This is a genomic window from Streptomyces tateyamensis, from assembly GCF_003205575.1.
Lineage (GTDB): Bacteria > Actinomycetota > Actinomycetes > Streptomycetales > Streptomycetaceae > Kitasatospora > Kitasatospora tateyamensis.
The window spans coordinates 18433-42124 of record NZ_PYBW01000052.1 but is presented as its reverse complement, the minus strand read 5'-3'; the positions used below and the strand labels follow the sequence as shown (position 1 = coordinate 42124).

The window sequence follows — 23692 nt, the reverse complement described above, 5'->3', positions numbered from 1 at the left end:
ACCAGCAACACACCGACACACAGCACTGACGCAGCCGGGCTGTGGGCCCCGAGTGGTGACTCGGGGCCCACAGCCCGTGCTCGTTGCCGTGGTGCGCAGCGATCTGACCTGTCCACCAACGGGCCGCGCTCCACCGCGCCTTGGCCATGGTCAGCGTCGCTGCTCAGCCGACCTGCGACTGCGCCGCCGACTCCGCCGCCGCCTCGGCCGCGATCCGGTCGAACTGGGCGCCCATCGCCTCGGCCAGGGCGTGGGCGGCGGAGAGCGGGCGGACCATCACGGTGAACTCGTCGATCAGGCCGGCCTCGTCGAAGTGCAGGAAGTCGCAGCCGTGGATCTCCTTGCCGGCGACGGTGGCGGTGAAGACGAAGGCGTGGTCACGGCCGCCGGGGTCGGCGATCTCGCGCACGTACGTGAAGTCCTCGAAGACCCGCAGCACGCCGCGCAGGATGGCCGCCGTGATCGCCTTGCCCGGGTAGGGCTTGAAGGCGACCGGGCTGGTGAAGACGACGTTCGGGGCGAGCAGGTCGGCCACGGCCTGCTCGTCGCGGTCCTCGACGGCCTTGCGGAAGGGGTGCATCCGGGCTCCCGGTAGTCAACAAGTTGAATAGCTGCCGATGCGAGTATTCAACAGCCGCTGCCTGCCTGTCCAGGGTGCTACGGTGCGGGCATGGCGCTACGGAACGCGGTGATGGCGACCCTGCTGGTGGAGGGCGAGGCCTCCGGCTACGACCTGGCCAAGGGCTTCGACGCCTCGGTCGCCAACTTCTGGATGGCCACTCCGCAGCAGCTCTATCGTGAGTTGGACCGGATGGCGGCCGAGGGCCTGATCACCGCCCGGGTGGTCGAGCAGGACAGGCGCCCCAACAAGCGCCTCTTCTCGCTCACCCCGGCCGGCCTGGCCGCGGTCCACGCCCACACCGCCGAGCAGCCGAACCGGCCCACCACCATCCGCGACGAGCTGATGGTCAAGGTCCAGTCGGTGGACGCGGGCGATGCGGCCGCCGTGCGCGCCGGCATCGCCGAGCGGGTGGGGTGGGCCCGCGCCAAGCTCGCGCGCTACCAGCGCTTGCAGGCCCGCCTGCTGGAGGGCCGCACCGAGGAGCAGCACCTGGCCGAGGCCGAGCGGATCGGCCCGTACCTGACGCTGCTGCGCGGCATGGCCTTCGAGGAGGAGAACCTGCGCTGGGGGCTGCTGGCGCTGGACGTGCTGGACGCCCGCGCTGCCGCCCGAGCCCAGCGCTAGCACCTCGCACAGCTGACAGGCCGTCAGGCATGCGGCGGCCCGGACGGACAGGTCCTAGCGGACGGCCCCCGCGGCCGTCCGCTCGGTCACCGGTACGTGCGCCGGGTTGAACCGCTCCGACACGTGGAACCACTGCCCGTCCGCGCACCGGATCAGGTACTCCTTGAAGGCGCAGACCGCCAGCGTCTGCGCGTCCCACACCGCCAGCCCGCTGCCGAGCAGTTCGCGGTGCTGCGCCGTGCCCCGCCCGCGCAGGCGGTGGCCCAGCGGTGTGCGGTCGGTGCGCAGCCAGTCGGCGCTGTCGTGCGGGTAGAGCACCCGGTTGGAGCTGACCCGGTGGCCCTGCGGCGTGCGCAGTTCGGAGCTGCGCGAGACCAGCTCGGCGTCCGGCGGCAGGGCCAGCGATCTCAGGGCGGGTGCGGACAGTTCATCGGCCGTCACCACGGCTTCGGTCAGCACGTGGACGGCGAGCGGGACTCCGAGCAGTGACTCCAGCAGCAGCGTGGTGGAGCCGTCGGAACCGAGTATGAGTCTGGTCTCGGCGGGTAACGTCGAGCGACCAGGCATGGCAGGCCTCCGGGGAACAGGGCGCGTACGACCCGACGCGCGCCCCCAGTCTAGGAGTTCTCCTTGTCCAGGAGTTCCCCGGAGGGCCCGGGCTCAGATCACCGCCAGGGGCCGGGCGCCGGCGGCGGCACGACCGCAGGCCGGTCCGCGCAGGTGATCGTGTTGGGCAGCTCCCAGGGCGCCAGCCAGGCCCCCGTGGTCCCGCCGCCGGTGTTGCCGCCCAGGTCGGTCAGGCTGAACTCGGAGCCGGCCGGGGTGAAGTGGAAGGAGCCGCAGTTATTCACCCCGACCGCGCCGACGTTGCGGGCCGCCACGTTCTGGAAGCTCGCGCCGCCCGCCGCCCGGGCGCTGACCACGTCCGTCCCGGTGCCGTCCACCCGGATGCCCTTGAAGTGCACGTTGCTGATCGTGTACTGGTCCTTCACCGGCCAGTCGGCCACCATCATGATCGCGGCGTAGGTGCTGTCCAGGAAGTGGTCCCCCGTCACCTCCACGTCGGCGTCCAGGCTGTGCTGCTGGGCCATCAGCCAGATCGCGCCCAGCCCGATCTTCCAGTTCAGCTCGTAGGTCCCGGCCCGGACCGTGGTGTTGTCGCTCACCTTGACGGTGCCGGCGAACGGGACGGCGTCGAACCGGGTGCCCAGGTGGATCGCGCTGCCCTCGCGGACCGGGTCGGCGACCAGGTTGCCGTTCACCGTCAGGTCGGTGCCGCCGTACAGCGCGATGCCGTTGGCCAGCACCGGGGTCTGCACCGTGTTGTGGTCGATCAGGTCCCGCTGGTCGGCGGCGGGTTGGGACCAGAGCGCGATCCCGTCGTCGCCGGTGTTGCGGACGAAGTTCTGACTGATCGTCGAGTCGGTCACGCCGCCGTGGAAGTTGATCCCGTCGGCGATCTGGTCGGCGATCTGGTTGCCGGTGATCCGCAGGCCGGACATCGGGCCGTCCAGCCAGATGCCGACCTTGGTGTGGTGGATGTACAGGCCCTCGATGCTGGAGTCGTCGAACGCCCCGCCGACGCCGTTGACCTGGTCGGTGTCGATCCGCTCGCGCACGTCGCCCTCGACGGCGAAGCCCGACAGGTGCACGTCGTGGCTGCCCCCGTCCGCCGCCGGCTTCCCGTAGAAGCCGACCCCGGTGTGCACGCCTCCCCCGGCGTCCGGCTGCGCCAGGGTCACCTGGTGGCCCTTGATGACGGTGTACCAGCTGCCCGCGCCCCGGATGGTCACCCGGTCCACCAGCAGGTGCCGGTTCACCTGGAAGGTCCCCGGCGGCACGTAGACCGGCCGCCCCGTGCGTTGCGCCACCGCGATCGCGGCGTCGAAGGCGTCGGAGCTCTCCCGCCGGCCGGTCGGGTCGGCGCCGAAGTCGAGCACGTTCAGCGAGCCCGGCGCGGCCCGTTCCGGCCGGTCGACCTGCTGGCTGTCCAGCACGTCGACGGTGGTGGCCACCGCGCCGGCGCCGGTCGGGACCTGCAGGCGCAGCACGTCGCCGGCCCGGTAGGTGTGGTCGAGCAGCAGCCGCTGCTCGTCGTAGAAGTGGCTGGCCCGGAACGGCGTCGGGAACGCCGGTGCCGGGGTGGTCTGGTTCGGCACGCAGTCGCACTCGGTGGTCCACCAGTCCGGGTGCAGCGGACCGGCCGCGGGGTCGTTGGTGAACGGGTACTCGTTGTACAGCCAGGCGTACTGCGAGGTCAGCGTCATGCTCTGGCGGTGGTGGCCGTTGACCGTGACGTCCAGCGGGGCGGTGCGCCCGCCGCCGCCGGGCGCGTCGGGGATGCTGTAGCGCACCGTGATCGCGTTGGTCGCGGCGGGCAGCGTGAACTCGACGTACTGGCCCGGCGCCAGGGTGACGGCGCTGCGGCCGGTGGCCTCGGCGGCGAGCGTGTAGGGGGTGGTGTCGGTGGCGAGCACGGTGCCGTCGGTGGCGGCGTCGGCGGCGCGCTGCTCGGCGAAGCCGGCTGCGGCGCCGCGGCCGTCGAGCAGCGCCGGGTCGAGGCCGGCCCGGGTGACGGGCGTGGCGCCGGCCCGGTGCCGGTCGTCGGCGGCGTGCGCCGCGCCGATCGGGGCGGCGGCCAGCAGGCCGGCGGCCAGCAGGCCGGCGGCCAGCGCGGCGGCGCCGAGTCTGCGGGTGGTGGGGGTGGCCATCCAAGGTCTCCTAACGGGGCGTCAGATCCGGATCCACAGCGCGGTGTCCGGGGGCAGTTCGCCGGCCGGACCGAGCGGGCCGCTGGCGAGCAGCACGGTGCCGGTGACCGGCACCTCGACGGTGCGGCCGGACAGGTTGACCACGCAGGCGAAGCCGGCACCGCGCCGGAAGGCCAGCACTCCGGCGGGCGCCTCCAGCCAGCTCAGCTCGGGCTCGCGCAGCTCGGGCAGTTCACGGCGGGTGTGCAGGGCGGCCCGGTAGAGGGTCAGCATCGAGTCGGGGTCGCCCTGCTGCGCCTCGACGGTGCACGCGTGCCACGGCGCGGGCTGCGGCAGCCACGGCTCGGCCTCGGCCCCGTCCGGGCTGAAGCCGAACGGGGCGGCCTCGCCGGACCAGGGCAGCGGGACCCGGCAGCCGTCCCGGCCGGGGTCGGCGGGGTTGCGGCCCTTGCGCTCCCACATCGGGTCCTGGCGCAGCTCGTCGGGGATCTCCTCGACCTCCCACAGGCCGAGCTCCTCGCCCTGGTACAGGTAGACCGAGCCGGGCAGCGCCTGGGTGAGCAGCGCGGCGGCGCGGGCCCGGCGGGTGCCGAGCGCGAGGTCGACCGGACGGCCGTGGTGGCGGGCGTAGATCGCGAAGGAGGTGTCCTCGCGGCCGTAGCGGGTGACCACCCGGTCCACGTCGTGGTTGGAGAGCACCCAGGTGGCCGGCGCCTGCACCGCCCGGTGCAGGCGCAGCGTGTCGTCGATCACCGCGCGCAGCGCCTTGGCGTCCCAGGCGCACTCCAGGTAGGGGAAGTTGAAGATGGTGTGCAGCTCGCCCGGGCGCAGGTAGCGGGCCAGTCGCTCGGCGTCCGGCAGCCAGACCTCTCCGATCAGCACCCGGCCGCCGGCGTAGGAGTCGGCCACCCGCCGCCAGGAGCGGTAGACCTGGTGCACCTCCTCGCGGTCGGTGTAGGCCCGCTCCTCCGGGTCGTCCACCGGTAGCGCCGGGTCCTTGATCAGCAGTGCGGCCGAGTCGACCCGGAAGCCGTCGGCGCCGCGGTCGAACCAGAACCGCAGCACGGACTCGAACTCCTCCCGCACCTCGTCGTGATCCCAGTTGAAGTCCGGCTGCTCGGGCGCGAACAGGTGCAGGTACCACTCCCCCGGCGTGCCGTCCGGCTCGGTGACCCGGCTCCAGGCCGGTCCGCCGAAGAAGCCCTGCCAGTTGGTCGGCGGCAGTTCGCCGGTCTCGCCGCGGCCGGGCCGGAACCAGAACCGGGCGCGCTCGGCGGAGCCGGGCCCGGCAGCCAGTGCGGCCTGGAACCAGGGGTGTTGGTCGGAGGTGTGGTTGGGGACCACGTCGACCACCACCCGGATGCCGACCGCATGGGCCTGCCGGATCAGCTCCTCGGCCTCGGCCAGGGTGCCGAACAGCGGGTCGATCTGCCGGTAGTCGGCCACGTCGTAGCCGGCGTCGGCCTGTGGGGAGGCGTACCAGGGGTTGAACCAGATGGCGTCGATGCCGAGTTCGGCGAGGTAGGGCAGCCGTGCCAGGACCCCGGCCAGGTCGCCCACGCCGTTGCCGTCGGCGTCGGCGAAGCTGCGGGGGTAGATCTGGTAGATGGCGGCGTGGCGCCACCAGTCGAGCGCCTGCGCTCCGGGGACGGGCACGGTGGACCTGCTTTCGTAGTGGGCATGGAGGTGGGGCCGCCGCCCCGGCCCGCACCGGTCAGGGCGGCTGGGCCGGGGCGACGGGGCAGGGGTCGACCGACGGTACGTCAACGTCGCGGCGGCGCTCAGCCCTTGAGGCTGCCGGCGGTCAGTCCCGCCATGATGTTGCGCTGGAAGACCAGGAACAGCACGATGGTCGGGATCGAGGCCAGGAAGAGACCGGCGATCAGCGAGTTCTGCGGCATCGAGGTGGCGGCGGTGTTCACGCCGACGTTGAGCGTCTCGTGCGCGGGCACCGTGATCAGCGGCCAGAGGAAGTCCTTCCAGACCGCGACCAGGCCGAAGATGGAGACCACCCCGAGGATCGGCCGGGAGATCGGCAGCACCACCGACCACAGGGTGCGCAGCGGGCCGGCGCCGTCGATCGCGGCGGCGTCCAGCAGTTCGTCCGGGATCGAGTCGAAGAACCGCTTGAGCAGGAAGATGTTGAACGCGTTGGCCACCGTGGGCAGCCAGATCACCCAGGGGGTGTCCTGCAGGTTCCAGTGCACCAGCGGCAGGTCGAGCACCGTCAGGTACTGCGGGATGACCAGGGCCGCGGCCGGGATCATCATCGAGCCGAGCATCATGCCCAGGATCACGTTGCCCAGCACCGGTCGCAACTTGGACAGCGAGTAGGCCGCCGCGACGCAGAAGACCAGTTGGAACAGGAGCGCGCCGCCGGCGTAGACCACGGTGTTGAGCAGCAGTTGGCCCATGCCGAGCCGGGACCAGGCCTCGGTGAAGGCGTGCGTGCCCGGGCGGGCCGGGAACAGGGTGGGCGGGGTGCGGACCAGTTCCTGGGAGGACTTGAACCCGCCGGTGGCCAGCCAGTACAGCGGGCCGACGAAGGCCAGCGTGGCACCGAGCAGCACCAGCGCGAGCACGGCCCGGTAGATCCGGCGCCCGCGCGGGCGGGACAGCTGGACCGGGGAGATCAGGGTGCGGGTGGCGGTCGCCATGTCAGTCCTCCCGGCCGCGGCGTTCGAGCCACAGGTAGAGCGCGGAGAAGCAGCCCAGGACCAGCAGCATGATCACGCCCAGGGCGGCCGCGGTGTTGAACTTGTCGTAGTTGAAGGCGTAGTCGTACAGCAGGTAGACCACGGTGGTGGTGGCGCCCTGCGGGCCGCCGCCGGTGAGCACGAAGGACTCGGTGAACATCTGCATGGTGGCGACGACTTGGAGCATCAGCATCAGCGAGAGGATCAACCGGGTCTGCGGCACGGTGACGTGCCAGATCCGCTGCAGCAGGTTGGCGCCGTCGAGTTCGGCCGCCTCGTAGAGCTCGCCGGGGATGCCCTGCAGCGCGGCCAGGTAGACCAGGGTCGCGCTGCCCAGGTTGCCCCAGGTGGAGACCAGCACCAGGGAGGGCATCGCGGTGCCCTTGGCCGCCAGCCAGCTCGATCCCGGCAGGTGCAGGGCGTGCAGCACCTGGTTGAACAGGCCGTAGCCCGGGTCCATGAAGTACTTGAAGAGCAGGATCCCGGCCACCGGCGGCAGCATCACCGGCAGGTAGACCAGGATCCGCAGGTAACTCTGGGCGTGCCGCAGCTCGTTGATCACGAGGGCGGCGGCGAACGGGACCACGAAGCCGACCACCAGGGCGATCCCGGTGAACTCCAGGGTGTTGCGCCAGGCGTCCCAGAAGCCCGGATCCGCAGTGATCTGCCGGTAGTTGGCCAGGCCCACCCAGCTGGTGGTGCCGTGGTGCACCCGTTGGAAGGACATGGTGATCTCGCGGAGCATCGGGTACCAGGTGAACAGCACGAAGCAGAGCAGTGCTCCGGCCAGGAACCCGTGGGCGCGCAGGTTCCGCGCCACGGCGCGGCGCCGGGCGGCGGGGCGCGCACCGCGCGGCCGGGCGGCCCGGGCCCGCTCGCGCGTCAGCGTGACAGCCATGGGGGGTGACTCCTCGGGGTCGTGGTGGTGCGGGCCGCCCGGCCGGGCCGGTACTGCGTCGACGGCCCGGCCGGGGGCGGTCACTGGTTGGCCAGGATCTTGTTCGCCGCGGACTCGGCGGTGGCCAGCAGGCTGTCGACGTTGGCGTTGGGGTCGGTCAGCGCGCCGGACATCGCCGAGTCGAGCACCTTGTACAGCTGCTGCGCGGCCGGCGGCTCGTTCACCGAGGTGGTCGGGTTCTTCACGTAGGGGTCGTAGTTGGTCAGCGGCAGGTTGCCGTTGGTCTTCAGCGAGGTGGTGATGGCCTGGATCTGCGGGGAGTCCGCGGACCAGAAGTAGGGCTGCGGCACCGAGATGGCCACCGGGTCCTTGCTGGAGCCGGCCAGCGTCTTGGACCGGGCGAAGTTGAACTGGCCCTGGTCCGGCGTCAGGTACTCGAAGTCGATCCAGGCGATCTCGGCCTTGATCTGGTTGGGCGTCTGGCCCTTCTTGAAGTAGTAGAGGTCGCCGCCGCCCAGGCTGGAGGCGGGGCCGGTGGCGCCGGGCATCGCGCCCAGGCCGTAGGCGTCCTTGTTCGCGCCGAGTACCTCGATCAGGTGCTTGACCACGTCGGGGGCCCCGATGAACATGCCGACCTTGCCGGTGGCCAGCGGCGGGAACGCGTCGGCCCACTGGGTGATCGGGGCGGCGGCGATGCTCTGGTCGGCGAACCGCATGTCGTGCAGCCGCTGCAGCACCTGCTTGCCCTGCGGGGAGTTGAAGGCGGCCTTGGTGCCGTCGTCGTTGACCATCTTGCCGCCGAGGCTGTACAGCTCCGAAGTGAAGTGCCAGCCGCCGGTGTTGCCCCCGCTGTAGTCCTCGTAGCCGGTGATGCCGTTGCCCAGCGCGGCGATCTTCTTGGCGTCGGCCTGCAGCTCGTCCCAGGTGGTCGGCGGCTTGTCCGGGTCCAGGCCGGCCTGCTTGAACAGGTCTCGGTTGTAGACCAGGCCGGTGCTGTAGTAGTTGATCGGCAGCGCGTACACCTTCTTGTCGGCGCTGATGTTCTGCTTGACGCTGGCCAGCATGCTCGAGTAGCCGGGCACTGTCTGGTCGTTGACGTAGCCGCCGATGTCCACCGCGTCGGCCGAGTTGAGCGTCTGCTCGCGGTCGGTGAAGTAGGCGTGGAAGGCGCCGGTCTCGTCGTGCGCCTTGTACTCGGCGGTCTGCTGGGCCGGGACCTCGCACTGGCCGACGTAGGGCTTCGCGTTGATCGTGACGTTGGGGTACTTGACCTTGAAGAGCGCGATGTCGTCGGCGTAGTTGGCCTTGCCCGCCGCCTGGTCCGCGCCGGGGGCGCAGTCGATCGAGATGGTGACCGTGGCGTTCGGGTCCAGCGGCTTGCCGTCCGCGACCCCGTCGGCGGCGTTGCCGGCCGGCTTGCCGGCGGACGAGCCGCTGCTGCCGCAGGCGGCCGTGCCCAGGAGCATCCCGGCCGCGAGGGCGACGGCGGCGAATCTTCGCGAACTGTTCGGCTTCATGTGAGAACCCCATGTCGTGGAGCGAGGTGGATGGCGCTGGAGCGGGCCGGGCGGCGTCCGGGTGGTGGTCCCGACGCGTTCGGTGGTGCGGCCGACATCCGGCGTGTGGAGAACGTAGGCCTGGAAACGAGAGATTGCAAGAGTTCGACAGTATGACGAAAAGACACGACTTTATTACGGCGTTACTCCCAGGCAATGCGTGGCATGAGCAGGCCTTGTGCTGGCCGAGGGTCGCTCCGGCGCCCTGCCGAGGAAGCTGCGGCAGGGCACGGGCAGGTTCGCGCGACCCATTGACGCCTGCCGGACAGGATCTGTAACTTCCTCGCAAATCTGCGGAAATCTTTGTCAGAGATCGGTTGATCTGACGATGGGTCGCCGCCAGCCGTCAGCGAGGGAGCCCGGGTCAGGGGCGGCTCGCCTCGGCATCCGTGTGGTCACAGGAACCGAGGAACGATGAGAACAGTCCAGTCGTCGCCAGTACCACGGCCGCCGCGGCGATCAGCGCCGCCCGGTCCGGTCCGCAGCTACTCCACCACCCACGGGCGCCCCGCCGGCCGCCCGCCGCGCGTGCGGCAGCTGTTCGCCGCGCTGCTCGCGGTCTTCGCGCTCTGCCTCTCGGTGCTCGGCACCGCCGCGGCGCCCGCCACCGCCGCCCCGACCAACCTGGCGCTCGGCAAGGCCACCTCGGTGTCCAGCACCAACGCCCAGTACGTGGCCGGCCACCTGAACGACGGCGACCAGTCCAGCTACTGGGAGGGCACCACCGGCTCCTTCCCGCAGTGGGCCCAGCTCGACCTGGGAGCGGCCACCCAGGTCAGCCAGGTGGTGCTGAAGCTGCCCAGCTCCTGGAGCGCCCGCACCCAGACCCTGTCGGTGCAGGGCAGCACCGACGGCACCAACTTCGCCACCCTCACCGCCGCCGGCAGCTACACCTTCGACCCGGCCGCGGCCAACACCGTCTCGATCAACTTCGGTGCCACCAGCACCCGGTACCTGCGGGTCAACCTCACCGCCAACACCGGCTGGAACGCCGCCCAGCTCTCCGAGTTCGAGGTCTACGGCCCCACCGCCTCGGCGGCCAACCTGGCGCTCGGCAAGGCCACCGGCGAGTCCGGCCACGCCCAGACCTATGCGTCCGCCAACGCCGTCGACGGTGATCCGAACACCTACTGGGAGTCCACCAACAACGCCTTCCCGCAGTGGCTCAAGGTGGACCTGGGCGCCTCGGTCGCGGTCAACCAGGTGGTGCTCAAGCTGCCGCCGTCCAGCTCCTGGGGCGCCCGCACCCAGACCCTGGCCGTCCAGGGCAGCACCGACGGCACCTCGTTCACCGACCTGGTCCCCGCCGCCGGCTACTCCTTCGACCCGGCCACCGGAAACACCGTCACCATCAACTTCGGTCAGGCGACCACCCGTTACCTGCGGCTGAACGTCACCGGCAACACCGCCTGGCCGGCCGCCCAGCTCTCCGAGTTCGAGGTCTACGGCCCCTCCGGCGCCCCGCAACCGCCGAGCCCGCCGACCAACCTCGCCTACACCCAGAGCAGCGGCGGCGCGGTCAACCTGACCTGGACCGCCTCCAGCAGCGCCGGCGTAGCCGGCTACGACGTCTACGCGAACAACGCGCTGCTCACCTCGGTACCGGCCGGCGCGACCAGCTACACCGACCACCCCGCCGCCACCGCCACCGTCACCTACTTCGTCCGGGCCAAGGACGCGGCCGGCAACCAGTCCGGCAACAGCAACAGCGTCACCCGCACCGGCTCGCAGGCCACCGCGCCGACCGCACCGAGCAACCTGGCCTACACCCAGCCGGCCTCCGGGCAGCTCAAGCTGACCTGGTCGGCCTCCTCCGACGCGGTCGGGGTGACCGGCTACAACGTCTACCGCAACAACGCCAAGCTGGCCTCGGTCAGCGGCAGCACGCTCAGTTACACCGACGCGGTCCCGGACACCCAGACCGTCTCCTACTACATGACCGCGACCAACGCCGCGGCCCTGGAGTCCAGCCAGTCCAACACCGTCACCCGCACCGGCTCGGGCGGCTCCTCGACCAACCTGGCCCTGCACAAGCCGGTCGACGGCACCGCCAACACCTACGTCTACGCCCCCGCCAACGCCGTCGACGGTGACACCACCACCTACTTCGAGGGCGCCTCCTACCCCTCCCAGGTCACCGTCCACCTGGGCGCCGACGCGGACCTCAGCTCGGTCAAGGTCAAGCTCAACCCGGCCGCCGCCTGGGGAGTCCGGACCCAGACCATCGCCGTGCTCGGCCGCGGGCAGGGCTCCTCGACCTTCGCCACCCTGGCCGCCGCGCAGTCGTACTCCTTCGACCCGAGCAGCAACCAGAACACCGTCACCATCCCGCTCAGCGGCCGGGCCGCCGACGTCGAGCTCTCCATCACCGCCAACAGCGGTGCGCCCGGCGGCCAGGTCGCCGAGTTCGAGGTCTACGGGACCCCGGCCCCCAACCCGGACCTGACCGTGACCTCCAGCTCCTGGAGCCCGGCCGCCCCGGTGGAGACCGACGCGATCACCGCCTCCGCCGTGGTGAAGAACGGCGGCACCGCCGCCTCGGTCGCCACCGACGTCAACTTCTACCTCGGCAGCACCAAGGTCGGCTCGACCACGGTCGGCGCGCTGGCCCCCGGCGCGACCCAGACGGTCTCCGCCGCCATCGGCACCCAGACCGCGGGCAGCTACCAGCTCACCACCAAGGTCGACGAGTCGAAGAAGAACTTCAACCTGACGGCCGACCAGAGCTACACCAACAGCACCGCCCTGGTGGTGGCCCCGGTGCAGTCCGCCGACCTGGTCGGCACGCTGAACTGGACCCCGAGCACCCCGGCGGCCGGGAACTCCGTCAACTTCTCGGTGACGGTGAAGAACCAGGGCACCATCGCGACCACCGCCGGCAGCCACGGCATGACGCTGACCCTGCTGGACGCGAACGGCGCCACCGTCACCACGCTCACCGGCTCGGTCAGCGGCGCCATCGCGGCCGGCGCCACCGCCGCCCCGGTCAGCCTCGGCTCCTGGACCGCCGTCAACGGCAAGTACACCGCGCACCTGGTGCTGGCCGCCGACGCCAACGAGCTGCCGGTCAAGCGGCCCCATCTGACCAGCGACTCCGCGGTCTTCGTCGGCCAGGGCGCCAACATGCCCTACGACTCCTACAAGTCCACCGACGGCACCCTCGGCGGCTCGGCCGCCGCGGTCGGCCCCAACCGCACCATCGGCGACATCGCCGGCGAGGCCACCCAGCGCAAGGCCGTCACGCTCAACAACACCGGTGACTCGGTCAGCTGGACCTCGCGCGAGTCGACCAACACCTTCGTGCTGCGCTACTCGATCCCGGACGCGCCGGGCGGCGGCGGCACCAGCGCCACCCTGGACCTGTACGCCAACGGCCAGTTGGTGCAGCCGCTCAACCTGTCCTCGCACTACGCCTGGCTGTACGGCTCGGAGACCAGCCCGGGCAAGAGCCCGCCCGCCGGCTCGCCCCGCCACATCTACGACGAGTCCAGCTTCCTGCTCGGCCAGTCGTACCCGCAGGGCACCGTCTTCACCCTGAAGAAGGACACCGCCAACACCTCGCAGTACGCGATCGACTTCATGAACCTGGAGCAGGCCACCCAGACGGCCAACCCCGACCCGGCCCACCTGGTGGTCCCGGCCGGCTTCGCCCAGCAGGACGTGCAGAACGCCCTGGACAAGGTGCGGATGGACACCACCGGCACGCTGACCGGCGTCTACCTGCCGGCCGGCCAGTACGCGGTCACCGGTCGGCTGACCGTCTACGGCAAGGCGGTCAAGGTGGTCGGCGCCGGCGTCTGGTACTCCCAGTTCGTCGCGCCGCAGAACCAGACCGACACCGACACCGGCTGGGACCTGCAGGCCGGGGCCGCCGGCTCGACCTTCACCGGCTTCGCCTGGTTCGGCAACTACAACACCCGCCAGGACGGCCCCGGCCACACCTGGGACCTGCGCAACCAGTCCAACATCACCATCGACAACGTGTGGATCGAGCACAACGTGGTCGGTGTCTGGGGCTCGTCGAACGTGCAGAACTCGACGTTCACCAACATGCGCATCCGCGACACCATGGCGGACGGGATCAACCTCACCAACGGCAGCCAGGGCAACCTGATCTCCAACGACGAGGCCCGCAGCACCGGTGACGACAGCTTCGCGCTGTTCGCCGCCCAGGACCAGAACCCGGGCAGCAAGCTGGCGAACAACACCATCCAGAACGTCACCGCGATGACCCCGTGGCGGGCGGCGGGCGTGGCGATCTACGGCGGTGGCGGCAACACCGTGCAGAACTTCACGGTCTCCGACACGCTCTGCTACTCGGGCCTGACCATCTCCTCGCTGAACTTCGGCTTCGCCTTCGAGGGCTTCGAGTCCACCCCGCAGACCACCATCCGCAACTTCACGCTGGCCCGGGACGGCGGCCACTTCTGGGGCAGCCAGGTGTTCGGCGCGCTCTGGGCCTTCTCGGCCACCCAGCCGTTCCAGGGCATCCGGGTCAGCGACGCGAGCATCACCGACCCGACCTACAGCGGCATCATGTTCCAGACCGACTACTCGGGCAGCACCGCGCTCAACCCGGTGACGGACACCGTCTTCACCAACACCACGATCACCGGCGCCCATGCCGACGACGACGCCTACGGGACCGGGAAGTCCGGCTACGGCATCTGGGCCAACCCGCTGCCCGAGCCGGGCCAGGGGCCGGCGGTCGGCTCGGTCACCTTCAACCACCTGGTGGCGAACAACAACGACGTGAACATCCAGAACACCACCTCCACCTTCACCATCACCGTCAACCCCTGACCTGACCGCAGGTCGGAACCGGCGCGGCCCGTGCGTCCGCGCCGGTTCCGACGTGTCAGGAGTCGGGCGGGGAGCCGCGGGAGGAGCCGGGAGCAGCCGGCTCAGTGACTGCCCTTCAGCCCCGGCTGGTCGAAGGTGCCCGGCACCGGCAGGGTGCGCCAGTGGGTCAGCGGCCAAGCCACCACGAACGCGCGACCGATCACGTCCTTCACCGGCACGAACCCGCCGATCGCCTCGTCCATGTGGAAGCGCGAGTCCTCGGAGTTCTCCCGGTTGTCCCCCATCACCCAGAGCATGCCCTTGGGCACCGTGACCTTCCCCACCGGGTGCCTGTTGCAGGGCGTCGCGCCCGGGTGGAGGTAGGGCTCGTCCAGCGCCACGCCGTTGACCCGCACCGGCTGGTTCCGCTCGCAGTCCACGGTGTCGCCGCCGACCGCGATCACCCGCTTGACCAGGTCCTTCTCGCTGGCCGCCGGGGCCAGCCCGACGAAGGACAGCGCCGTCTGCAGCCCGTTCTGCTTCGGCTGCGGCTGGTCCCTCAGCCACTCGTTCGGGTCGTGGAAGACCACCACGTCCCCGCGCTCGGGGGTCGCCCCGAACCACGGGGTGAACTTGTCCACCATCACCCGGTCGCCGACCTGCAGGGTGTTCTCCATCGAGCCCGAGGGGATCGAGAAGGCCTGGACGAAGAAGGTCTTGATCCCCCAGGCCAGCACCAGCGCGACCAGCACCATCACCAGCAGCTCCTGCCACCAGGGCCGCTTCCTCCGCTCCCGGCGTGCCCGCCCTGCTCGCCGCAGCGGCCACCCGCGCCCGGTGCGTTCCGCCTCGATGGTCCCCTGCCCAGCACTCACTGCCCGGCCCCCGTCCCTGCCGTCCCCGATCGGTCGGCACGAGTATCCACGAGGGGCGGTTCGATCCCGATAAGCGCAGACTCCCGCAGCTGACGCCCTGGAAAACTGCGAGGCCCGATTCGCCCCAGCCGCCGTGCGGCCGATGTCCTCGCTTCCTGCCAGGTGCTCTGAACGCCTCCGGCGCTCACAGGCCGCCGGGCCGGATGTGCGTACCGCTTAACCGCCCGTACCCGGCGGCCGTGACCTCCGCGAAATCCCCGGTTTCTACCCTTCATCCGGTGGGAAACCCACCCGCCGGACCGCCTGCCGGTCCGTAACCGGATCTGGCACGTGAGGGGAACCCCTTGGGGGCGCTACGCGGTGAGGGCGTACGGACCGTCTGCTCGTACTGCGGTGTCGGGTGCGGGCTGGTGCTGCAGCTCGGAGCCGGGCGTGCGGTGGTACAGGCCACCGGGGACAAGGCGCACCCGGCGAATGCCGGCCGCCTGTGCACCAAGGGCGCCACCACTGCCGACCTACTGGCCGCCCCGGGCCGGCTGTCCACCGCCCTGGTGCGGTCCGAGCGCGGCGCGCAGCCGGTGCCCACCGACGTGGACGCGGCGATCACCGAGGCCGCCGGCCGGCTGCGGGCGGTGCTGGCGGAGCACGGGCCGGACTCCGTGGCGCTCTACGTCTCCGGGCAGCTGTCGCTGGAGGCGCAGTACCTGGCCAACAAGCTGACCAAGGGCTACCTGCGCACCAACCAGATCGAGTCCAACTCCCGGCTGTGCATGGCCAGTGCGGGCAGTGGCTACAAGCTCTCGCTGGGCGCGGACGGCCCGCCCGGCTCCTACCAGGACTTCGACGCGGCCGAGGTCTTCCTGGTGATCGGCTCCAACATGGCCGACTGCCACCCGGTGCTGTTCCTGCAGATGATGGACCGGGTCAAGGCGGGCGCCAAGCTGATCGTGGTCGATCCGCGGCGCACCGCCACCGCCGAGAAGGCCGACCTGTTCCTGCAGCTGCGGCCCGGCACCGACCTGGCGCTGCTCAACGGCCTGCTCCAGCTGCTGGTCGAGAACGGCCACACCGACCCGGAGTTCATCGCCGAGTACACCGAGGGCTGGGAGGCGCTGCCGGAGTTCCTGCGCGACTACCCGCCGGCCACGGTGGCCGAGCTGACCGGCGTGCCGGAGGCCGACCTGCGGGCGGCGGCCGAGCTGATCGGCACCGCGAAGGAGTGGATGAGCTGCTGGACCATGGGGCTCAACCAGTCCACCCACGGCACCTGGAACACCAACGCGCTGGTCAACCTGCACCTGGCGACCGGCGCGATCTGCCGCCCGGGCAGCGGCCCGTTCTCGCTGACCGGCCAGCCCAACGCGATGGGCGGGCGGGAGATGGGCTACATGGGTCCGGGGCTGCCGGGCCAGCGCTCGGTGCTGGACGAGGCGGACCGGGCGTTCACCGAGGAGCTGTGGGGCCTGCCGGCCGGCACGCTGCGCACCGAGGTGGGCCGCGGCACCGTCGAGCTGTTCGAGCGGATGGCGGCGGGCGAGGTCAAGGCCTGCTGGATCATCTGCACCAACCCGGTCGCCTCGGTGGCCAACCGCCGCACCGTGATCGCCGGCCTGGAGGCGGCCGAACTGGTCATCGCCCAGGACGTGTTCGCCGACACCGAGACCAACGCCTACGCCGACGTGGTGCTGCCGGCCGCGCTCTGGGCCGAGTCCGAGGGCGTGCTCGTCAACTCCGAGCGCACTGTGACGCTGGCCCAGCCGGCCACCGCACCGGTCGGCCAGGCACTGCCGGACTGGCAGCTGATCGCCCGCGTCGCCCGCGAGCTGGGCTTCGCCGAGGCCTTCGACTACACCAGCGCCGAGGAGGTCTTCGAGGAGCTCAAGCGGGCCTGGAACCCGAAGACGGGCTGGGACCTGCGCGGCGTCAGCTACCGGCGGCTGCGCGAGACCCCGGTGCAGTGGCCCAGTGCCCACGAGGACGGGCCGGCCCGCAACCCGGTGCGCTACCTCAACGACGGGGTGAGCAGCCCGCTGGTCGAGCGGCCCGACGGCTCCCGGCCCAGGCTGGTCTTCCCCACCCCCAGCGGTCGGGCCGTCTTCTTCGCCCGCCCGCACCTGCCGACCGCCGAACTGCCCGACGACGAGTTCCCGTTCGTGCTCAACACGGGTCGGCTGCCGCACCAGTGGCACACCATGACCAAGACCGGCAAGGTGGCCAAGCTCAACCGGCTCAACCCGGGCCCGTTCGTGGAGCTGCACCCCGAGGACGCGGCGCGGCTCGGCGCGGCCGAGGGCGACCAGGTGGAGATCGCCTCCCGGCGCGGGCGGGCGGTGCTGCCGGCCGTGGTCACCGACCGGGTGCGGCCGGGCAACTGCTTCGCCCCGTTCCACTGGAACGACCTGTTCGGCGAGTACCTGAGCATCAACGCGGTGACCAACGACGCGGTGGACCCGATCTCGTTCCAACCCGAGCTCAAGGCCTGCGCGGTGGCGGTGCGGGTGGTACCCGAGCGGCTCCCGGCCGCACCGGCGGTCCTCATGACGGACAGTCAGACCGCCACGCTGGCCGGACTGCTGGGCCTGCCCCAGGTGGCCGCACCGTCCTTCGGTGCCGCCGAGCAGCAGTACCTGGCCGGCTTCCTGGCCGGGCTGGACGCCGCCCCGCCCGCCCCCGGCAGCGCCCCGGCGCTGCCCGCCGGCTCCCCGCTGGCCCCCGAGCGGGAGCTGTGGGTCAACGGGCTGCTGGCCGGCCTGTACTCGCGCACCGCGCCGGGCCCCGCGCCCGTCCTCGACCCGGCGGACGCGGACCCGGAGGTCACCGTGCTGTGGGCCTCGCAGACCGGCACCGCGGAGGAGGCGGCCGCCACCGCCGCCAAGCGCCTGCTCGAAGCGGGCTGGCGGCCCCGGCTGCTCGGCATGGACGAGGTGGACCCGGCCGCGCTCCCGGCCGAGGTGCCGGTGCTGCTGGTCACCAGCACCTTCGGCGACGGCGAGGCTCCGGACAACGGCGCCCGGTTCTGGGAGTCGCTGGCCCAGGCCGGTGCGGTCGCGGCCGGGCTGCGCTACTCGGTGCTGGCCCTCGGCGACTCCAACTACCAGGACTTCTGCGGCCACGGGCGCCGACTGGACGAGCGGCTCGGCGAGCTCGGCGGGCTGCGGATCGCGCCGCGCACCGACTGCGAGCCGGACTGGGCGCCGGCCGCGGGGGCCTGGCTCGACCGGGTGCTCGCCGGACTGCGCGCGGGCGCGCCGCAGCCGGACCCGGCGCCGGCCGGCGCACCGGCGCGCCCCACCAAGGCCTCCCCGTTCGCCACCCTGCTGATCGGCAACCGGACCCTGAGCCTGCCCGGCTCGGCCAAGGAGGTGCGGCAGTTCACCTTCGACACCCGCGGCGGCGAACTGGAGTACGCGGCGGGCGACGCGCTCGGCGTCTGGCCGGCCAACTCGCCCGCGCTGGTGGCAGAGTGGCTGTCCGTCACCGGGCTCGACGGGGAACAGGCGGTGACCCTGCCCGGCTCGGGCGAGGTGGCGCTCGGCGAGGCGCTGCGCGGGCACCTGGAGATCGCCCGGATCACCCCCGACCTGCTGCGCTTCGTGGCCGAGCGCACCGGTGACCGCGAGCTGCGCCGACTGCTCCGGCCGGACAACAAGGACGAGCTGGCCAAATGGAGTTGGGGTCGTCAGGCGGTGGACGTGGTGGGTGCCTTCCCGGTCCGGGCGGCGGCGGCCGACTGGCTCGGGGTGCTCAAGCAGCTGCAGCCGCGGCTCTACTCGATCTCCTCCAGCCCGCTGGCCCACCCCGGCGAGGTGCGGCTGACCGTCTCGGTGGTCCGCTACCGCAGCGAGCGCGACCGGGCGCGGGCCGGGGTCTGCTCCGGCTACCTGGCGGACGCCGCTGACGACGGTCCGGTGCCGGTCTTCGTGCAGCGCTCGGCCCACTTCCACCCGCCCGCCGATCCCGCCGCCGCCATGGTCATGGTCGGCCCGGGCACCGGGATAGCCCCGTTCATCGGCTTCCTGGCGGACCGCCAGGCCCGCGGCCACACCGGGGCGAACTGGCTCTTCTTCGGCGAGCAGCGCTCGGCCACCGACTTCTACTACCGGGAGGAGCTGGCCGAGTTCCAGCAGGCCGGACTGCTGGACCGGCTGGACCTGGCGTTCTCCCGGGACCAGCGGAACAAGGTCTACGTCCAGGACCGGATGCGCGAGCAGGGCGCCCGGCTGTGGCGCTGGCTGCAGGACGGCGCGCACTTCTACGTCTGCGGGGACGCCGGCCGGATGGCCCGCGACGTGGACCACGCCCTGCGCGAGATCGCCGTCACGCACGGCCGGCTGACCGAGGAGGAGGCGGCGGCGTACCTCAAGCAGCTGGCCGCCGAGAAGCGGTATCTGCGCGACGTCTACTGACCGGAGGTCGGGCTGTGACCGGCCCCGGGGCTGACGCCTGGTCAGCGGCGCGGCGCCGCTGACCCGACCCATGGCAACGATTCCTGTCATGGGCATTGACCTGCCATGAACCAGTGGGTAACTTCCCCGCCAGTAACATCGCGGAAACAATGGCTCGGCCGCCCCCACGGCCCGGCCTGCCCTCGCGTCCCTTGGCACAGCCCCCACCCCTGGTTTCAAGGAGACCCGCATGTCTCTACGTGCGCGCACCCGCCGCCTGGCCGCGACCTTGGTGGCCGCCGCCACCGTGGCCGGCCTCGGCCTCGCACTGCCGGCCCAGGCCCAGGCCGACTCCGCGCTCCACTACGTGGCCCTCGGCGACAGCTACAGCGCCGGTTCCGGCGTGCTGCCGCTCGACCTGAGCGCGCCGCTGGAGTGCGCCCGGTCCAGCGCCAACTACCCGCACGACCTGGCCGCCGACTACGGCCTCGACCTCACCGACGCGACCTGCGGCGGCGCCCAGACCAAGGACTTCGCCGGCTCCCAGTACCCGGGCGTGGCCCCGCAGCTGGCCGCACTGGACAGCGGCACCGACCTGGTCACCCTGACCATCGGCGGCAACGACAGCAACACCTTCATCAACGCCATCCTGGCCTGCGGCTCGGCCGGCGCGGCCACCCTGGGGTTCGGCCACCCGTGCCAGAGCATCTACGGTTCCAGCTTCGACAACACCATCGACAACACCACCTACCCGGCGATCCGCAACGCGCTGGCCGCCGTCAAGGCCAAGGCGCCCCACGCCCGGGTGGCGATCCTCGGCTACCCGTGGATCGTCCCGGCCCAGGCGGTCTCCGGCTGCTTCGCCAAGATGCCGATCGCCTCCGGGGACATCCCCTACCTGCGTGACCTGCAGACCCACCTCAACGCCGCCGTGCAGCGGGCGGCCGCCGACACCGGCGCCACCTATGTCGACATGTCGGCAGCCTCCAACGGGCACGACGCCTGCCAGCCGGTCGGCACCCGGTGGATCGAGCCGGTGCTCTGGGGGACCAACTACGTGCCGGTCCACCCGAACGCGCTGGGCGAGGCGGCGATGGCCGACCGGACCGCGAGCGCGCTCGGGCTGGGCTGAGCCGGCGGCAGCCTCGCTCCGCCTGGGCTGAGCCAGCCAGCCCCGCTCGGCCCGCCGTCGGCGGCGCGGCCGACCGGTCCCACCGGTCATCCGCGCCGCCGCGCGTCCGCCAGCGCGCAGCCGAGCGCGCAGACCTCGAACCCCAGCGCCACCAGCACGCCCAGTTGGAAGGCGCCCGGCCAACTGCCGCCGGCCGACAGGTGGGCGAAGAAGACCGCGCCCACGCAGGCCACCCCGATCGCGGTCCCCAGCCGCTGCGCCGTCTGCAGCACCCCGCCGGCCGTGCCGGCCCGGACCACCGGCACCCGGGCCAGCGCCAGGCTCTGGTTCGGCGCGATCACCAGCCCCGAGCCGATCCCCGCCAGCAGCAGCGGAGCGGCGGTCGCGTACCCGGCGTGCTGACCCGGCACCAGGTGCACGGCCAGCGCGGCCAACCCGGTCCCGGCGATCACGGTGACCAGCCCGGCGATGATCACGGCGCGCCCGTGCTCGGTGACCAGCCGCCCGCCCAGCGCGGCCGAGACCGCCGAGCCGGCCGCGAACGGGGTGATCGCCGCGCCCGCCTGCAATGCGCTGTAGCCCAGGCCGCGCTGCAGGTAGAGCGTGAAGATGAAGAAGATCGTGGTGAACCCGGCGAAGTAGAGCATCCCGAGCAGCGCGCCGAACCGGTAGGAGCGGATCTCGAACAGCGCCAGGTCCACCAGCGGCAGTGCGCAGCGCCGCTCCCAGAGCACGAAGGCGGCCAGCAGCAGCACACCGAGCGGGATCAGCCACCACTTGGCGGCGCCCTTCCACTGCTGCTCCTGCACCAGCGGCAGCAGGATCGCCAGCAGCCCGGCGGCCAGCAGCGCCACGCCTGCGAAGTCGATCCGCGGCCGGCCGCCGCCGCCCAGCAGCCGGCCGGTGTGCGGGATCAGCCGCAGCGCCAGGACGAAGGCCACCGCCCCGATCGGCAGGTTGACGAAGAAGACCCAGCGCCAGCCGCTCTGACTGCCGGCCGCGTTGATCAGCAGGCCGCCGGCCAGCGGCCCGACCGCGGTGGCCAGCCCGACCGTGGTGCCGAAGTACCCGAATGCCCGGGCCCGCTCGGGTCCGCGGAACATCTCCTGGATCAGCCCGGAGATCTGCGGCCCGAGCAGACCGCTGGCCACGCCCTGCACCAGCCGGGCGGCCACCAGCGCGGTCGCGGTCGGCGCCAGGCCGCAGGCGGCCGAGGCCAGGGTGAACAGCACCAGGCCGGTGAGGAAAGCGGTCCGCCGGCCCCACAGGTCGCCGAGCAGGCCGGCCGGGATCAGGGTCAGGCCGAAGGTGAGCGCGTAACCGGACAGCACCCAGGACAGGTCCGCCTCGCTCGCACCCAGCCCGCTCTCGATCGAGGGCAGCGCGACGGTGACGATCGACACGTCCAGCAGGGTCATGAAACCGACCAGCAGGCAGACCGCCAGCGCCCGCCAGCGCCGGCGCTCGCCCTGGACGTCCCGAGCGGCCTCGGTGGTGTCGTCCATCGCGGCGCCGCCTCCTCGCTCGGTCCCCCGCCCGGGGGTCGTCCCCCAGCAGCAGGCAAGCACGAGTGCGGCGCGGCGGCACCCGGGGTGGTGCGCACGGGCAGTTCGCGAACCGTCTGTCACCTGTGGTGGCCTCGGTCGTTTGACAGGTCATGAGGTCCGAGACGGGTGCACCAGACAGGCGTGAAGAATCGTTTCTGCCGGGGCTTGCGGGCCGGGCGGCGGGCCGGTGCTCCCGGTGACCGGCCCCGGGCCCGAGGAGGGACCGCTGCCCGGCCTGGACGGCCTGGTGCCCCCGCAGCGGGCCGCCGGCGCGGTCTGCACCGCCTACGTGCTGCTGGAGGCGATCATCTCCCCGCTGCTCTCGATCCCGGTCCCGGCCCGGCTGCGGTACCGCTCGCGCGAGCCGTACACGGTGTACCTCGACAGCCACATCGACCTACCCGAGCCGGTCACCTGGGCGCTCTCCCGGGAGATCCTGCTCGGCGGCCTCACCGCGCCGACCGGCCTCGGCGACGTCTCCGTCTTCCCGGGCACCGGCGGCGAGGCGGACAGCGTCTTCGTCTCGCTGCGCGGCCGGGACACCACCGCCCTGCTCCGCGCCCGGGCCGACGTGCTGCACGCCTTCCTCCGCTGGACCGCCTGCGTGGTCCCCCCGGGCCTGGAGTCCGAACACTTCGACGTCGACACCCTGCTCGGCCGCCTGCGCGAGAAGGACGACGGTTGAACCAGGGCGGCCCTAGCGGACGTCGCCCTCCCAGAACCAGCGTTGCCCGTCCGGGGTCGGGCCCGGGCCGTAGCGGGTGTGGCCGCCGGGGCCGAAGCGGCCGATCTCGGTGGCGAGGGCGGCTCCCTCCGTGAGGGTCTGCGGGCTCCAGTCGGTGACGTCCAGCAGGAGGCCGTCGAGCGGGCCGGCCACCAGGACCCGGTAGCTGCGGCCCGCTCGCGGGCCCGGGTCCGGGTCCTCGTGGTCAGCTCCGTACACCCGGCCGCGCATGAAGCGTTCCTCGTCCATGGCCGCCAGCCTGGCAGCCGGGACTGACAATCCGTATCCCTACCGCTCGCCTTGCGGCGGGCGGCGCGGTCCGGCCTCAGTCCTGCGGCCGGACCTCGACCAGCGCGCCGCGCCGGTCGAGGTCGACGCCCCGTGCATGCGCGCGCCCGTGCCGATCAGCACCGGCCCGTCCGCGGTGAGGATGAGCTCGCTGTGGCCGGGCCCGTTCTCGACGCCCAACGCGGTGAGGGCCTGCGCCACGTAGGCCGCGATCTCGGGGTGCTCGCCGACCTCCACGGCTGTCATCGCCCGGTAGACCGGGTTCCCGTCGACCGTCTCCTCTGCGCAAGGGGGACACGTCCCGTGGTCGATTAGAGTGTGGTTCCGGTGAGCCGCGCGACCAACTGGGCGGCGTACTCCCAGCGTCCGTAGCCGTCACGGGTGGCGAGGTGCCCGCCGCCGGGCACCACCTCCAGGGTGCTGCCCCAGGTCAGGGCCAGCTCACGGCCCCGGTCCAGGGTGAGGAACGGGTCGTCGTCAGAGACCACCAGGTGGGTGGGCACGGGCAGTTCGCAGCTGGGCAGCGGCGCCTGCGGCCTGATGGCCGGCAACGCGTCCGGCGCGTCGATGTCGGCCGGTGCGACCAGCAGCGCACCGACAACCCGGCGGTCGTAGCGGGTGGCGGCCCACTGGGCGATGGTGACGGCGCCGCAGCTGTGGCCGATCAGGAAGACCTCGCCGTCGGTGCCGCGCACCACCTCGTCCAGCCGGGCGACCCAGCGGTCACGGTCCACGGTCTCCCAGTCGCGCTGGACCACCCGGGAGAAGTCCGCGAACTCCTGCTCCAGGTGGGTCTGCCAGTGGTCGGGGCCGGATCCGGTGTAACCCGGTACGGTCAGGAAGTGCATGGTC

General features: G+C 72.0%; 17 protein-coding genes. 5 read left to right on the top strand and 12 right to left on the bottom strand.

The genetic code is table 11. The annotated features are described in order from the left end of the window. Positions 1-163 precede the first annotated feature (163 nt). Entirely contained in the window at positions 164-580 is a 417-nt protein-coding gene (locus C7C46_RS16640) for a nuclear transport factor 2 family protein (RefSeq protein WP_110670418.1), read from the bottom strand. A 90-nt stretch (positions 581-670) separates the two neighbouring features. Between C7C46_RS16640 and C7C46_RS16635 the strand changes: the two genes are divergently transcribed. After that, positions 671-1246 carry a PadR family transcriptional regulator gene (locus C7C46_RS16635; RefSeq protein WP_110670416.1) on the top strand — a complete coding sequence of 192 codons (576 nt, stop codon included), beginning with the start codon at positions 671-673 and terminating at the stop codon, positions 1244-1246. Between the two features lie 54 nt (positions 1247-1300). Here C7C46_RS16635 and C7C46_RS16630 read toward each other — a convergent pair whose 3' ends face one another. The 6 genes from C7C46_RS16630 to C7C46_RS16605 form a co-directional block, all read right to left on the bottom strand. After that, positions 1301-1813, bottom strand: a complete 513-nt coding sequence (locus C7C46_RS16630; RefSeq protein WP_110670414.1) for a hypothetical protein — start codon at positions 1811-1813, stop codon at positions 1301-1303. Between the two features lie 98 nt (positions 1814-1911). Next, complete coding sequence (locus C7C46_RS16625; protein WP_110670412.1) at positions 1912-3957, bottom strand: glycosyl hydrolase family 28-related protein; 2046 nt, start codon at positions 3955-3957, stop codon at positions 1912-1914. Positions 3958-3978: 21 nt separating this feature from the next. Further along, the gene (locus C7C46_RS16620; RefSeq protein ID WP_110670410.1) at positions 3979-5613 is read right to left on the bottom strand and encodes a glycoside hydrolase family 13 protein; all 1635 of its coding nucleotides are present in this window, start codon (positions 5611-5613) and stop codon (positions 3979-3981) included. 125 nt (positions 5614-5738) lie between these two features. Then, a complete protein-coding gene (locus C7C46_RS16615; RefSeq protein WP_110670408.1) occupies positions 5739-6614 on the bottom strand; it encodes a carbohydrate ABC transporter permease in 876 nt (291 codons plus the stop codon). Between the two features lies 1 nt (position 6615). Next, complete coding sequence (locus tag C7C46_RS16610) at positions 6616-7551, bottom strand: carbohydrate ABC transporter permease (protein WP_110670406.1); 936 nt, start codon at positions 7549-7551, stop codon at positions 6616-6618. A gap of 80 nt (positions 7552-7631) precedes the next feature. After that, positions 7632-9068 carry an ABC transporter substrate-binding protein gene (locus C7C46_RS16605; protein WP_110670404.1) on the bottom strand — a complete coding sequence of 479 codons (1437 nt, stop codon included), beginning with the start codon at positions 9066-9068 and terminating at the stop codon, positions 7632-7634. Positions 9069-9521: 453 nt separating this feature from the next. Between C7C46_RS16605 and C7C46_RS16600 the strand changes: the two genes are divergently transcribed. Continuing rightward, a complete protein-coding gene (locus C7C46_RS16600; RefSeq protein ID WP_110670402.1) occupies positions 9522-13910 on the top strand; it encodes a galactose-binding domain-containing protein in 4389 nt (1462 codons plus the stop codon). A gap of 101 nt (positions 13911-14011) precedes the next feature. Here the strand turns inward: C7C46_RS16600 and lepB are convergent, their stop codons facing one another. Next, positions 14012-14647, bottom strand: coding sequence for a signal peptidase I (gene lepB / locus C7C46_RS16595; protein ID WP_484421953.1), 636 nt, complete (start codon positions 14645-14647; stop codon positions 14012-14014). A gap of 440 nt (positions 14648-15087) precedes the next feature. On the opposite strand from lepB, the gene C7C46_RS16590 reads away from it, so the two are divergent. Both C7C46_RS16590 and C7C46_RS16585 read left to right on the top strand, forming a co-directional pair. Further along, positions 15088-19170 (top strand): bifunctional nitrate reductase/sulfite reductase flavoprotein subunit alpha, encoded by a 4083-nt coding sequence (locus tag C7C46_RS16590; RefSeq protein ID WP_110670398.1) that lies wholly within the window; start codon positions 15088-15090, stop codon positions 19168-19170. Positions 19171-19399: 229 nt separating this feature from the next. Then, the gene (locus tag C7C46_RS16585) at positions 19400-20281 is read left to right on the top strand and encodes an SGNH/GDSL hydrolase family protein (RefSeq protein ID WP_110670396.1); all 882 of its coding nucleotides are present in this window, start codon (positions 19400-19402) and stop codon (positions 20279-20281) included. An 86-nt stretch (positions 20282-20367) separates the two neighbouring features. Here the strand turns inward: C7C46_RS16585 and C7C46_RS16580 are convergent, their stop codons facing one another. Then, positions 20368-21786, bottom strand: coding sequence for an MFS transporter (locus C7C46_RS16580; protein WP_110670394.1), 1419 nt, complete (start codon positions 21784-21786; stop codon positions 20368-20370). A 238-nt stretch (positions 21787-22024) separates the two neighbouring features. On the opposite strand from C7C46_RS16580, the gene C7C46_RS37345 reads away from it, so the two are divergent. Then, positions 22025-22513 carry an SsgA family sporulation/cell division regulator gene (locus tag C7C46_RS37345; protein ID WP_181442385.1) on the top strand — a complete coding sequence of 163 codons (489 nt, stop codon included), beginning with the start codon at positions 22025-22027 and terminating at the stop codon, positions 22511-22513. A gap of 12 nt (positions 22514-22525) precedes the next feature. Here the strand turns inward: C7C46_RS37345 and C7C46_RS16570 are convergent, their stop codons facing one another. From C7C46_RS16570 to C7C46_RS16560, 3 genes are all read right to left on the bottom strand, one after another. Next, positions 22526-22801 carry a hypothetical protein gene (locus C7C46_RS16570; protein ID WP_110670390.1) on the bottom strand — a complete coding sequence of 92 codons (276 nt, stop codon included), beginning with the start codon at positions 22799-22801 and terminating at the stop codon, positions 22526-22528. A gap of 39 nt (positions 22802-22840) precedes the next feature. Beyond that, positions 22841-23077, bottom strand: coding sequence for a hypothetical protein (locus C7C46_RS16565; RefSeq protein ID WP_181442384.1), 237 nt, complete (start codon positions 23075-23077; stop codon positions 22841-22843). Between the two features lie 74 nt (positions 23078-23151). Further along, a complete protein-coding gene (locus C7C46_RS16560) occupies positions 23152-23688 on the bottom strand; it encodes an RBBP9/YdeN family alpha/beta hydrolase (RefSeq protein ID WP_110670386.1) in 537 nt (178 codons plus the stop codon). Positions 23689-23692 lie beyond the last annotated feature (4 nt).